The sequence below is a fragment of the Paenarthrobacter sp. CM16 genome (assembly GCF_013179505.1).
Lineage (GTDB): Bacteria > Actinomycetota > Actinomycetes > Actinomycetales > Micrococcaceae > Arthrobacter.
The window spans coordinates 1-12926 of the sequence record NZ_JABMCX010000135.1 but is presented as its reverse complement, the minus strand read 5'-3'; the positions used below and the strand labels follow the sequence as shown (position 1 = coordinate 12926).

The following is a 12926-nucleotide window of genomic DNA, read 5'->3' as shown; positions in this document are numbered from 1 at the left end:
CGCACCTTGTTGCTCAGTATCTTTACCCATCCGGTTGGCTCACTGTTCATCATCGTGGTGCTCGTGGCCCTGGCACTGGGCTGGGCCTACCTTTTCCTCAACACCTTGCGGATCATCAGGCCGGCCCTCCTGGCACCCGGAATGCGGCCCATCATTGCCGTGGTTCTGGCCGGCTCAACGGTGCTCGCCAGCGGTTCACTGGGTTACATCGCCTACGTCCTCAATGTCAGCCGGAACGCCATCGGAAGCATCTTCAATGCCGGTCCGGCCATCGATCCCGTGGACGGGCGGTACAACTTCCTCATGATGGGCGGCGATGCCGGTGACGACAGGACGGGCCGCCGCCCTGACAGCCTCTCCGTCATCAGTGTTGACGCAAAGACCGGCGAAAGCGCCATCATTTCGGTCCCCCGCAACCTTCAGAACGCCCGGTTCAGCGAAGGTTCGCCCATGCGGGAGATCTACCCGGACGGCTACAACTGCGGCGACGAATGCCTCATCAACGCCGTGAACACCGAGGTCACCAACAACCACCAGGACCTCTACCCGGGCGTGGCTGATCCCGGCGCGCAAGCCACGCTGGAAGCCGTCTCCGGTACGTTGGGAATCACGGTCCAGGCCTATGTCCTGGTGGATATGGACGGCTTCGCCAAACTCATCGACGCCATGGGCGGCATCCGTATCAAGGCCGGCGGCTGGGTTCCCATCAGTGGGCCCGTCACAGACGAAGCCAACGGAATCCATGGCATGCCCGATGGCTGGATCCCTGCGGGTGACCAGCACTTGGATGGCTTCCACGCCCTCTGGTACGGCCGCTCCCGCGAATTCGTCGATGACTACGCCCGCATCGCCCGGCAGCAATGCGTTCAGCAGGCCATGCTCAAGCAATTGGACCCGGCTACCCTCCTGACCAAGTTCGAGGACATCGCCAACGCCGGAACCAAAGTTGTTGATTCCAACATCTCTTCCAACCAGCTGGGCAGCTTTGTGGACCTTGCCCTGAAGTCCAAGAACCAACCCGTCAAGAGGCTCACCATCGGGCCCCCGGACTTCGACGCTTCCTTCTCCACCGTGCCGGACTTCGACCTCATCCATTCCAAGGTCCAGGAAGTCCTGGCGCCGTCCAACGCACCCAAGGCCGATGACGCCGTCGTGACCCCCAACGGCGCCGCGGCAGGAACCTTTGTGGCGGCAGCGGCTCCAGCAGGGCGACTGCCGGCAAGCCAGCTTCCCTCGCCGTCGGCGGACTTCACTCCGGTGACCACCACACCTGATGGCACACCGATCACCATCGAACTCCTGAACGGCCTCAAGGCCCAGGGCGACGAGCAAGGCATCCGTGACCTTGTGGCTACCAACGGGCAGTGCGCACCGCTGTAAGCTTGCAGGTCCGTTCCACCCCACGTCCAGCGCAACGATAAGGACTTTCTTTCGTGTACCAGATTGAGAATGTTTTGCGACCCTACGCGTGGGGTTCGACGACGGCGATCGCAGACTTGCTGGGGCGGCCGGCATCAGGTGGCCCCGAGGCCGAAATGTGGATCGGCGCCCACCCGGACTCCCCCTCCACAGCCGTGCATCCCAACGGAGTCACCCAGCCCTTGGACGCCTTGATCGCCTCGGATCCACTGCGATGCCTGGGCGCCGAAAGCCTCAACGAGTTCGGTCCGCGACTGCCCTTCCTCACCAAGTTGCTGGCAGCAGAACAGCCGTTGTCCCTGCAGGTTCACCCCAGTCTGGAACAGGCACAGGAAGGCTTCGCCCGGGAAAACGCGGCCGGAATCCCTGCCGACGCAGCGGATCGCAACTACCGGGACAACAACCACAAACCGGAGATGATCTTCCCCCTCACGCCTTTCAAAGCCCTGTGTGGCTTCCGGTCTCCAGAGGCTTCCCGGAGTATCTTCGAGCACTTGGCCCAGGTCCTTGATTCTGCAGCCGTGGACGTGCCCCCGGTCCTGATAGAAATCATCTCCGACCTCGCCGGGAGTGAGGAACCAACAGCCCTCAAGGCAGCCTTCAGCCGCCTGATCCAAGGTGGCACCGACATCTCCGATGCCATCGACGAGGTAGTGGCTGTCCTATCCGCCGGCGCTCCCTTGGAGCCGCACCGGGAAGCCCTGACGGCAATGCTGGATATCAACGAGGCCTTCCCAGGTGATCCGGGCGTCCTCATCTCACTGCTCCTCAACCACCTGTCCTTGGAACCCGGCGAGGTGGTCTACCTGCCAGCGGGCAATGTTCACGCCTACCTTCATGGGCTGGGGGTGGAGGTCATGGCTTCCTCGGACAATGTGCTTCGTGGCGGGCTGACTCCCAAACACGTGGATGTTCCGGAACTGTTGAAGACCGTTCGCTTCGAAGCACTCGGAGTGCCGCGCGTTGAGGCCGACGGCACCGAGTTCGGTCAGGAACTGTACCGCCCGCCCTTCAAGGAATTCCAGTTGCAGCGCATTGAACTTGGGCCGGGTGCCGAGCCGGTTCCCCTGGCGCAATCCGGACCCGCCGTCGTCGTGGTCGTAGCGGGTTCGGTGCTGCTCGACTCCCCCAAAAGCGACCTTCGGCTGCATCGCGGTGCGTCCGCTTTCATTCCGGACCTCGAGGCACCCGTGAATGTCCATCCGGTGCAGGGCGCCACGGAGACCAGTGTCGCCTTTGCGGTGACCACAGGTCTGGGGAACTGATCCATGGAGTTTTTCCTGCAAACACCTGCCTGGGCTGCTGTTCAGCGTTCCCTCGGACGCCGCGTCCATGAACAGTCCGGCCCCGGCTGGAGCTTCCTGGCCATTGAGGAGAAGAACCCGGCCGGCAAGGTTATTTATGCCCCCTACGGTCCGGTGGCCGAGTCGGTCGAAGCTTTCGACGCCGCCACCGCTGCCCTGGTGGCACTGGCCAAAAAGGAGCATGCGGTCTTCGTCCGGATGGAACCTGCCGCGGCCGGATTCACGGCGTCCGACGCCGGTCCCCTCCTTCGCGCGCGTGGCTTGCGTCCCGCGCCGGTCAACCAGCAGCCCGAGCTCAGCTGGATCGTGGACCTGGACCGGGACTTCAAGGACGTCCTGGCCGGCATGAAGCCGACCAACCGGAACCTTTACCGGAACATCCACAAAAAGGGCGTGACTTTCCGCGCTTCCCAGGATCCTGCGGATATCTCGGTGCTGCTGCATTTCCTCCACCTGACAGCGGCCCGCAATGGCTTCAAGCCCCAAAGCGACGAGTACCTCACCCAAGTGGCCGCCTCCCTGCTGCCCTCCGGCGCCGGAACACTCTTCATCGCTGAGTTGGAGGGTGAACCAATCGCCGCTGCCTTCGCCTATGACTCTGCTGACACCCGCGTTTACGCGCACGCGGCCTTGGACGATACCCACCGCAAGCTCAGCGCGGGCATCCCCCTCCTGGTGACGCTGATGGCCGATGCCAAGGAGAAGGGCCTCAAACAGGTGGACCTTTGGGGTGTGGCACCGGAAGACCAACCGGACCACAAATGGGCGGGCTTTACGGCGTTCAAGAAGTCCTTCGGCGGCCGTGAAGTCTCCTACCCCGGCACGTGGGACCTCCCGGTGAACAAACTCCGCTACGGCGCCTACCAGTTGGCCAGAAAGCTCCGCGACAAAGTCCGCTAGGCCCGGACCTTCCCCTTGCCCTGACGGCCGCCGTCGATCAGGCGTACCGCCACCACCCACTTTGAGCCCGCCCTGACCTCGACACACCCTGATTCCCGGCGCGCCCCGAGGTTTCCAGATTCAAAGTAGGTGGCGAAGGCACCCCCGAAGGCACAATCCACCCTTAGCAACCGTAAGCCGCCCGGACGCAGAGAAGGACGGCGAGTATCGCGAAAGCGGCATCAAATCGACGAGGTACGAGGAGATAGCCGCCGAGCGATGCTCGCCGTCCTTCAGTTAAGTGCGGAGGGTTACGGCTTGCGCGCGTACGTCTCCCACTTGGAGGCGTGGTGCTCGGCCTCAACAAAGCGGACCGTCCCGGACTTGGAGCGCATCACGATGGACTGCGTCATGACGCGGTCCTTCTGGTAGCGCACGCCGTGGAGGAGGTCGCCGTCGGTGATGCCGGTAGCTGCGAAGTAGCAGTTGTCCGAGGTGACGAGGTCGTTGGTGGACAGCACGCGGTCGAGGTCGTGTCCGGCGTCGATGGCCTTCTGCTTCTCTTCGTCCGACGTCGGCCAGAGGCGGCCCTGGATAACGCCGCCGAGCGACTTGATGGCACAGGCTGCAACGATGCCTTCCGGGGTGCCGCCGATGCCCATGAGGGCGTCGACGCCGGTGCCGGAGCGGGCTGCTGCGATGGCGCCGGCAACGTCGCCGTCCATGATGAACTTGGTGCGGGCCCCGGCCTCGCGGATTTCTTCCACGAGCGGGCGGTGGCGGTCGCGGTCCAGGATCATGACGTTGAGCTGGTTGACCTTGACGCCCTTGGCCTTGGCAATCAGGTGCAGGTTCTGCTTCACGGGCAGGCGAAGGTCCACCATGTCGGCGGCTTCGGGGCCGGTGACGAGCTTCTCCATGTAGAACACCGCGGAGGGGTCGAACATGGATCCACGCTCAGCGACTGCCAGTACTGCGAGGGCGTTGTTGATGCCGAGGGCGGTCAGGCGGGTTCCGTCGATGGGGTCGACGGCGACGTCGCACTCCGGGCCGGTGCCGTCACCAACCTGCTCGCCGTTGAAGAGCATGGGGGCTTCATCTTTTTCGCCTTCACCGATGACCACAACGCCGTTGAAGTGGACAGTGTGAAGGAACGAACGCATGGCGTCGACGGCTGCGCCGTCTGCCTTGTTTTTGTCACCGAAACCTACCCAGTGGCCACCGGCAATAGCCGCAGCCTCGGTGACACGGACGAGTTCAAGCGCAAGGTTGCGGTCGGGTTCGTCGATACCGACGGCGAGCGACGGCGAAATCGTGGAATACTGCTGGGTCATTGGTGCAGGAGACACTTGAACCTCTTCTTCGAGTGACGATTCACGGGACCGGACATGGTTGCGCTGGGCAACCCGGGGTTCCTCTATCAACGATCATAGTCGCCACGCCCGCTGCGGGTCGTTGGATGACCACGGTGGTCAATTCAGGTGGTGAGGTTGCCGGATGTGTGTTCCCTGCCGGGATAGGGGATCATGGACGGGTGAGTGAAACGCAGGACAAGCCCGCAGCAGAGAACCCCTCCGGCGCTGCAGCGGCTCAGGAAAATGACGCCCAAGCAGCCCCGGATGCCCCCTACAAACCCGTGATTGCGGCGAAAGCTGCCAAGCGGGCCAACGCTTCGGTCATCGGCATGGTCATCGCGCTGCTTGTCTGCGTGCTCGCTTTCCTTCCCATCGTTTTGATGAACCCGGCGCCCAAGGGCGAGGGTTTCAGGCCCGATGTTGATGTGGCGACGATCGCCCGCAACGCCACAGGTGTGGCGGGATTCACACCGGTTACCCCGGACACGGGCGACACATTCAAGCCCAACTACGCGCGTTGGGAATCCGGCAGCGGAAGCGGCGTTCCTACTTGGGAGATCGGCTTCCTGACCCCCAAGGAAGCGTTCATCGGCCTGACCCAGACCAACCAGGCCAATCCCACCTGGGTCCTGCAGCAAACAGAGAACCTTCCCGTGACCGGCACGCGCAACGCCGGCGGCCAGGACTGGGAGCTGCGGGATTCCGGCAAGGAAAAGCGCAGCATGGTCCTTGAGTACCGGGGCACCACCCTCATCCTGAGCGGCACCGCAAGTCTTGACGAGTTCGCAACCCTCGCCGCCGCCGTCGTCAAGTCCGCCGAGCAGGCGCCTCCTGCAAGCGCACCTGCTTCTGCCACCGCTTCGGCTCAACCGTCCGCGTAACCGGCGCAACAGTTTCACGGACTGGCCTGCCCGCGTCGTAAAGTAAGGCTCGTGCCTACTTACCTGACTCCAGCCCTGGCGTGGCGCCGTCTCCGCGAGGGCAACGAACGTTTTGTTTCCGGCGAATCCCTGCACCCCAACCAGGATGCTTCGCGACGATCATCCCTGATTGAGAACCAGAATCCTTTTGCCGTGATCTTCGGCTGCTCGGATTCCCGGCTCGCTGCAGAAATCATTTTTGACCTGGGCCTCGGTGATGCCTTCGTGGTCCGAACTGCCGGCCAGGTCATCGATGACGCGGTCCTCGGTTCCTTGGAGTACAGCATCAGCGAACTCCGGGTCCCGCTGATCGTGATCCTCGGCCATGACAGCTGCGGTGCCGTGAAAGCCACCAAGGCTGCGGTGGAAACGGGCGAGATGCCCCCCGGCTTCATCCGCGACCTCGTGGAGCGCATCACGCCATCGGTCCTGACGGCCAAGCGCAACAACCAGGACGATGTCAACGACATGGTGGTGGAGCACGTCAAGCAGACTGCGTCGCGCCTTGCTGACAGCTCGCGTGTGATTTCCGACGCCATCGACGACGGCCGCGTGGCGCTGGTTGGTCTCTCCTACAAGCTCGATGAAGGCCGTGCGGCCCTCGTTTCCGGGATCGGCAAGCTTTAGGACTACGTGCTCCGGCCTCAGCGCCGGAGCACGTAGCACTCCCCTGCGGGTTTTCTGTGCGGCGTCCAATCGCCATAAGCTAGCCCCATGACTTCCACCACTGAGTTCCGTATTGAACATGACACGATGGGCGAAGTTCGCGTCCCCGTGAACGCCCTGTACCGCGCCCAGACACAGCGTGCTGTGGAGAACTTCCCGATCTCCGGCAAGACGCTTGAGCGCACACACATCGAGGCCCTGGCCCGCGTGAAGAAGGCAGCTGCACTGGCGAACGCCGAACTGGGGGTGCTCGATGGTGAGCTCGCCGAGGCTATCGCCGCCGCTGCCGATGAGGTCGCCACCGGCAAGTACGACGGCGACTTCCCGATCGACGTTTTCCAGACCGGCTCCGGCACGTCCTCCAACATGAACACCAACGAGGTCATCGCCGAGCTCGCATCGCGTGCCCTCGCGGCCGCCGGGAGTGACAAAGTTGTCCACCCGAACGACCACGTGAACGCATCGCAGTCCTCCAACGATGTCTTTCCAACATCCGTACACGTCGCCGCCACGTCGGCCTTGATCAACGACCTGATCCCGGCACTGGAGTACCTGGCAGCTTCCCTGGACCGCAAGGCCGTGGAGTTCAAGGACGTCGTGAAGTCCGGCCGCACCCACCTCATGGATGCCACGCCCGTGATGCTCGGCCAGGAGTTCGGCGGCTACGCAGCGCAGGTCCGCTATGGCATCGAGCGCATCAATGCCGCACTCCCCCGCGTTGCCGAAGTTCCCTTGGGCGGCACCGCTGTGGGTACCGGAATCAACACCCCGGCCGGCTTCCCGGAACGCGTCATCGAGCTCCTCGCCGCCGACACCGGCCTGCCGCTGACCGAGGCGCGCGATCACTTCGAGGCACAGGCCAACCGCGACGGCCTGATCGAGGGCTCCAGCCAGCTGCGCAACATTGCGATCTCCTTCATGAAGATCAACAACGACCTCCGCTGGATGGGTTCAGGTCCCAACACGGGCCTCGGCGAAATCGCCATCCCGGACCTTCAGCCGGGCTCGTCCATCATGCCGGGCAAGGTCAACCCCGTCATCTGCGAAGCGTCCATCATGGTCTGCGCCCAGGTCATCGGCAACGACACCGCCATCGCCTGGTCCGGCACCAACGGTGCGTTCGAACTCAACGTCGGCATCCCCGTCATGGCTGCCAACCTGCTGGAGTCCATCCGCCTGCTGGCCAACACCAGCCGCGTCATGGCCGACAAAATGATCGACGGCATCACCGCCAATGTGGAGCGCGCCCGCTTCCTGGCCGAGGCGTCCCCGTCCATCGTCACCCCGCTGAACAAGTACATCGGGTACGAGAACGCTGCCAAGATCGCCAAGATCGCCGTCAAGGAAGGCCTGACCATCCGCCAGGCCACCGAGAAGCTCGGCTTCGTCGGTGAAGGCGAAGGCCAGGTCACCGAGGCACAGCTGGACAAGGCCCTGGACGTCACCACCATGACGGCCCCGGCCCACAAGGCCTGACGCTTAGCGCCCTTACTCACGCACGACGACGGCCGGTACCTTTCGCACGAAAGGTACCGGCCGTCGTCGTACCCGGAGTTTTGTACAGCAGACGCCCCTAAGACCCTCCCTCAAGGGCATCTGCTGTACAAAAAACTTCTGACTCTTTTTGCACTTTCCTTCATGGAGTGCAAAACTTTACTTTGTGGGCAATAGTGCAAATATCGACGGCGGCCTCCGCGAGCGCAAGCGGGCTGCCACGCGGACGGCCATCACCGCCGTCGCGCGTTCCCTGACCGCCGAGCATGGCCTCAGCGGCTTCACCGTTGAAGAAGTCTGCGAAGCGGCCGGAATTTCGCGCCGAACCTTCTTCAACTACTTCCACTCCAAGGAAGACGCCGTCATCGGCTCGTTTTCGGATGAGTTGCCTGCCGAGGCCTTGGAGGCGTTCAACCGGAATCCCGCCCGCACGCCGGACAGCATCTCCGGCACGCTCCTGGCAGCCTTGCATGTCCTGACGGTCACCTTGATGGAGCGTTCCTCCATCAGCCGGACCGAAGTTCAACAGTTCATCGCCGCCATCACAGCCGAACCCCAGCTCCTGGCACGGCTCACCCTCGAAGGTGAGGCCCGCGAACGGGAGTTCGCCTCGCTCGTTGCCGCCCGTGAAGGGCTGGAGCCGGACCATCCCGAAGTCGTTACGGCAACAGCCTTGTTCGGGGCAGTCTCCAAGAAGACTGCCCAGCAGTTCTTCTCCGAGGAGAACACCCGTCCGTACCGCGGGATCCTCGAACAAAACCTCAACGCAGCACGGAAACTCTTTGCCCAGCCGCTGGCCACGAACCACCAACTGGGCCCCAATCCCCTTGAAACCTCGAAGGACCCCGCATGAGTACAATTTCGAAGGCAGCAGAACCGTTGCTGCTGACCCAGAAACGTATCTGGATCATCTTCTCGGCGCTGATTGCAGGCATGCTCCTGTCCAGCCTTGACCAGACCATCGTCTCCACCGCCATGCCCACTATCGTGGGCAAGCTGGGCGGGGTGGAGCACCAGGCCTGGATCACCACGGCCTATCTCCTTGCCACCACCATCGTGATGCCCATTTACGGCAAGTTCGGTGACATCCTGGGGCGCCGCAACCTGTTCCTCATTGCCATTGCACTGTTCACGCTGGCCTCCGTGGGCTGTGCGTTTGCCACGGATTTCTGGGGCTTCGTCATCTTCCGTGCCATCCAGGGACTGGGCGGCGGCGGGCTGATGATCCTGTCGCAGGCGATCATCGCTGACATTGTTCCGGCGAAGGAACGCGGCAAATACATGGGCCCCCTGGGCGCCATCTTCGGTCTCTCCGCTGTGGCAGGACCCCTGCTGGGCGGGTTCTTCGTAGACCACCTCACCTGGGAGTGGGCTTTCTACATCAACATCCCCATCGGCATTGCGGCCTTCATCACCGCCTGGTTCACCCTGACCCTGCCGAACAAAAAGGCCGAGAAGAAGATCGACATCCTGGGTGTCCTCTTCCTCTCTGCAGCTACCACCTGCCTCATCTTCTTTACCGACTTCGGTGGCAAGAAGGACGAAGGCTGGGATTCACCGCTGACATGGGCGTTCGGTGCGGGCATGGTCCTGGCAGCATTTGCCTTTGTGATGGTTGAACGGCGTGCCGAGGACCCCATCATCCCGTTGAGCTTGTTCAAGAACCCCATCTTCATCAACGCAACTGCCATTGGCTTTACGCTGGGCTTGGGAATGTTCGCTGCCATCGCTTTCGTGCCCACGTTCCTGCAGATGTCTTCGGGCACCTCAGCCGCTGAATCAGGCCTGCTGATGCTTCCGATGATGGTGGGCTTGATGGGTACGTCCATTTACTCCGGTATTCGCATTTCCAAGACCGGCAAGTACAAGATGTACCCCATCCTTGGTGCAGCGCTGACCATCGTTGCCATGCTGTGGCTGACCACGCTCGCGGCGTCCACCCCCATCTGGGTCATCTGTGTCCAGCTGTTCATCTTCGGTGCCGGTCTGGGCCTGATCATGCAGGTGATCGTCCTGGTGGTCCAGAACTCCGTTCCGGCCGAGCAGATCGGTACTGCCACCAGCACCAACAACTACTTCCGTGAAGTAGGAGCCTCGCTGGGTGTGGCCGTCTTCGGTGCAATCTTCACCAACCGCCTGTCCGAATCTCTGACCGAAGCATTCACCGGCGCGGGCGCTTCTGCCGAGCAGGCTTCGCAGTCCACCAGCACCTTGGATCCCCAGGCCTTGTCACAGCTCCCTGAGCAGTTGCGGGACGCGATCGTCAACGCTTATGCCAATTCGCTGGCACCGGTGTTCTGGTACCTGGTGCCGTTCATTGCCATCGCACTGATTCTGGCCATCACGCTCAAGCAGATCCCCCTTTCGGATACCGCCGGCATGGTGGCACGTGGCGAGGCAGTGGGCGGGGAGGAAGCTGACCGACTCGAGGCGGAGCGGCTGGAGACCGCGCGTTTGGAAGCGGACCTTGAAGCTTCGAATGGCATTGACAAGGACCGCCCCACAGCCGAAGCGGGACGTCGGTAAGGCTAGTCCTCCACCTGGTACGCCACGGGGCCTTCGGGCTCCGTGGCCAGCCTGATGGCTTCATGGTTTCCGGCGCTCAGCTCCGGAAGGTCGTCCAGAGCAAACCATCCCACGGCGAGCGATTCGTCGTCGTTGACCCGGGCTTCCCCGGATACGTACCGGCAGCGGAAGATGATGTCCAGGAAGTCGCAGACGTCACCGTTGGGGAAGGTCACCGGCCCTACGACTCCGACGCCGATGATCCGTTCGGTCTCAGCCACCACTGCTGTTTCTTCGAAGATTTCCCGTACAAGCCCTGGCGCGGGGTGCTCCCCCGGCTCCAACATTCCGGTAATCAGTGCCCAGTGGCCGTTATCTGCACGCTGGCCCAACAACACCCTGCCTTCGTCGTCGAAGACCACTCCCCGCACGGCCGGCAGCCAGAGGGGATCGTTCCCGATCTTTTCCCGCAGCTTCAGCACGAACTCTGGTGCACCCATGGCGTCAGCTTTCCTTCAATTCGATGGTGGCGTGTGAGTTCTTCAAGGTGAGGGTGTCGCCGTCGAGCTTCTGAACCACACCCGCTGGCATCAGCATGCCGCAGCCCGGTGAACACCGGGAATACGGCGAGGGTTGCAATTTGGCTGCAGTTGGCTCATGGCGAAAACCTCATGCCGGCAGGACCGTCATGGCGGCAGCCGCACCCGCCAGCATAAACGGGCCAAAGGGGATGGCCGAACGCAGCGTTCCACGGCGGGTAGCCAGGAGGGCAAGGCTCCATAGTCCGCCCAGGATGAAAGCGGCGAACGTCCCGGCGAACACGTGGCTCCACCCCAGGTAGCCCAAGTAGAGGCCCAGCACACCCGCCAACTTGACGTCACCAAAGCCCATGCCGGGCGGGTGGATGAGCCTCAACACGAAGTAGAAAAGCCACAGCACAGCGCCTCCGGCGAGGACCCTGAGTCCGGGCACAGCGAACAGGTCCGCAGAAAGGTGATGTTCCGGACCTACGTCGGCGAAGAATGCCAGGAGCGATGCCGCCACCAGCAACACCCCGGCTACGGCGTAGGAAGGGAAAACGATGCGGTTGGGCAACAGGTGGCTCCGCACATCGATCACCGTGAGCTGGACAGCCATCACCAGGAAATACAAACAGGCGGCCATCACCAGCCAGAAGCCCAGCGGGCTGGCATCCCAGAGGTCGGAGAGTCGTCGGATCACTCTCGGATGCTATCCCGCTTTGGCCGCTGGGCTCGCTTGAAAGGCTGCGTAAACTGTGGATATGGGGAGCTACAGTGCAGGAGGACCGGGTTTCGACTTGTCCTCCACCTTCCGGAATCTTTGCCGTTCTTCGCCGTGGAAATGGACGAGCCTCCGCTTCGAGTACCTGGAAAGGCCCGGGACGGGCTCCACCATGGTCCGCGCATGGCTGAGGCGGCCGGGCGCTCTTCGCCTGGAAACACCGGACGGCCAGTTACTCCACAGCACCACGGGCATCAACGACTCCCGGGATGACTTGTACGTCTCCTCCACACGGCGATCATGGTTGCTTCCAGCCCACCTGGTGACGCCGGTATACGACGAAGCCGGTTTGGTGCGCAGGCGCCCTGAGGCCGCTTACGGTGAGCCCTCCTTCGGCAACGGCCGACTTGCCGCTGCCCTGGATCCAGTAGAACTGGCCGGCAACGCGCCGGTTCCCCTCGAATTCCCGGACACAAACCCCGTTTTCCTTGAGCAACCGCGGGAAGTGGACCACGAGGGCCGCCTTGCGTTGGAAACCATCATCACCCGCAGCAGGACCTATGTTCCCTCGGATCCAGCCGAGCCTTTGGCCCACACCGGACGAACGTTGATCAGGGTCGATGCCGGCACGGGTGTTTGCGTTGCCAGCCAAAGCCTGGACGGGGACTCGTCGGGAAAAGGACATTGGCTGAAGATCCTGGCCGTGGACGAGTACATGCTGGACGACCTTTTCCTGGCTGAGTCGATGAACCTGACGGACGTTCGACGCCACATCCCGTGGGACATCGGCCCCGCCGCCTGAAGAACGCCCGCCGATGTCCCGCCGATGTCCCGCCGAGGGGTGAGCTCCCGGCACTATCGACGTCGCCAAAGTCCCGAGATCCAGCCCCTCAGCGAACGGTGCCGGACGGGACTGCCTACAAAGAGCCTCACTGGGGTGTGACTCGCATGCCTCCCCCTGCCGGGCTAAGCTACGGCGATGACCTCGCTGGCAGACATCTGGCCCCCTTTCGGACTCACCCTCACCACCCCGAGGCTGAGCATCCGTCCAGTATTCGACGACGACATTCCCACCGCGGTGGCTGCTGCCCGTTCCGGCGTCCACGAGCCCGGCAAAAATCCGTTCAGTACCCCTTGGACCG

General features: G+C 62.8%; 12 protein-coding genes and 1 pseudogene. 10 read left to right on the top strand and 3 right to left on the bottom strand.

Annotated elements, in window-relative coordinates; translation table 11 throughout:
• The 3 genes from HP499_RS13190 to HP499_RS13180 all read left to right on the top strand — a co-directional run.
• The coding region (locus tag HP499_RS13190; protein ID WP_172324503.1) for an LCP family protein at positions 1-1380 on the top strand (1380 nt) is incomplete at its 5' end.
• Between the two features lie 53 nt (positions 1381-1433).
• Positions 1434-2684, top strand: a complete 1251-nt coding sequence (gene manA / locus HP499_RS13185) for a mannose-6-phosphate isomerase, class I (protein WP_172324502.1) — start codon at positions 1434-1436, stop codon at positions 2682-2684.
• A 3-nt stretch (positions 2685-2687) separates the two neighbouring features.
• Positions 2688-3623 carry a peptidoglycan bridge formation glycyltransferase FemA/FemB family protein gene (locus HP499_RS13180; protein ID WP_172324501.1) on the top strand — a complete coding sequence of 312 codons (936 nt, stop codon included), beginning with the start codon at positions 2688-2690 and terminating at the stop codon, positions 3621-3623.
• 290 nt (positions 3624-3913) lie between these two features.
• Here the strand turns inward: HP499_RS13180 and glpX are convergent, their stop codons facing one another.
• Positions 3914-4936: a class II fructose-bisphosphatase gene (gene glpX / locus HP499_RS13175; protein WP_011774031.1), complete on the bottom strand. Its 1023-nt coding sequence runs from the start codon at positions 4934-4936 to the stop codon at positions 3914-3916.
• A gap of 200 nt (positions 4937-5136) precedes the next feature.
• Between glpX and HP499_RS13170 the strand changes: the two genes are divergently transcribed.
• The 5 genes from HP499_RS13170 (at position 5137) to HP499_RS13150 (ending at position 10563) form a co-directional block, all read left to right on the top strand.
• Positions 5137-5838 (top strand): DUF4245 domain-containing protein, encoded by a 702-nt coding sequence (locus tag HP499_RS13170; protein WP_309138389.1) that lies wholly within the window; start codon positions 5137-5139, stop codon positions 5836-5838.
• Positions 5839-5889: 51 nt separating this feature from the next.
• Entirely contained in the window at positions 5890-6504 is a 615-nt protein-coding gene (locus HP499_RS13165) for a carbonic anhydrase (protein WP_172324499.1), read from the top strand.
• Positions 6505-6591: 87 nt separating this feature from the next.
• Entirely contained in the window at positions 6592-8019 is a 1428-nt protein-coding gene (locus HP499_RS13160) for a class II fumarate hydratase (protein ID WP_172324498.1), read from the top strand.
• A 184-nt stretch (positions 8020-8203) separates the two neighbouring features.
• Complete coding sequence (locus HP499_RS13155; RefSeq protein ID WP_172324497.1) at positions 8204-8890, top strand: TetR family transcriptional regulator; 687 nt, start codon at positions 8204-8206, stop codon at positions 8888-8890.
• Positions 8887-10563 carry an MDR family MFS transporter gene (locus HP499_RS13150; RefSeq protein WP_172324496.1) on the top strand — a complete coding sequence of 559 codons (1677 nt, stop codon included), beginning with the start codon at positions 8887-8889 and terminating at the stop codon, positions 10561-10563. The genes HP499_RS13155 and HP499_RS13150 overlap by 4 nt, the downstream gene beginning before the upstream one ends.
• Positions 10564-10565: 2 nt before the next feature.
• Here HP499_RS13150 and HP499_RS13145 read toward each other — a convergent pair whose 3' ends face one another.
• Positions 10566-11042 (bottom strand): NUDIX domain-containing protein, encoded by a 477-nt coding sequence (locus tag HP499_RS13145; protein ID WP_172324495.1) that lies wholly within the window; start codon positions 11040-11042, stop codon positions 10566-10568.
• 169 nt (positions 11043-11211) lie between these two features.
• Complete coding sequence (locus tag HP499_RS13140) at positions 11212-11763, bottom strand: A24 family peptidase (RefSeq protein WP_172324494.1); 552 nt, start codon at positions 11761-11763, stop codon at positions 11212-11214.
• A 61-nt stretch (positions 11764-11824) separates the two neighbouring features.
• Between HP499_RS13140 and HP499_RS13135 the strand changes: the two genes are divergently transcribed.
• On the top strand, positions 11825-12586 hold the full coding sequence (locus HP499_RS13135) for a hypothetical protein (protein WP_172324493.1): 762 nt from the start codon (positions 11825-11827) through the stop codon (positions 12584-12586).
• 177 nt (positions 12587-12763) lie between these two features.
• Positions 12764-12926, top strand: a pseudogene (locus HP499_RS25155) (N-acetyltransferase); the annotation flags it as partial.

Excerpts from the sequence above, each read along its gene's own strand:
- HP499_RS13145 (WP_172324495.1), bottom strand. The coding sequence starts at position 11,042 with ATGGGTGCACCAGAGTTCGTGCTGAAGCTGCGGGAAAAGATCGGGAAC.
- HP499_RS13150 (WP_172324496.1), top strand. The coding sequence starts at position 8,887 with ATGAGTACAATTTCGAAGGCAGCAGAACCGTTGCTGCTGACCCAGAAA.
- HP499_RS13180 (WP_172324501.1), top strand. The coding sequence starts at position 2,688 with ATGGAGTTTTTCCTGCAAACACCTGCCTGGGCTGCTGTTCAGCGTTCC.
- HP499_RS13135 (WP_172324493.1), top strand. The coding sequence starts at position 11,825 with ATGGGGAGCTACAGTGCAGGAGGACCGGGTTTCGACTTGTCCTCCACC.
- HP499_RS13160 (WP_172324498.1), top strand. The coding sequence starts at position 6,592 with ATGACTTCCACCACTGAGTTCCGTATTGAACATGACACGATGGGCGAA.
- glpX (WP_011774031.1), bottom strand. The coding sequence starts at position 4,936 with ATGACCCAGCAGTATTCCACGATTTCGCCGTCGCTCGCCGTCGGTATC.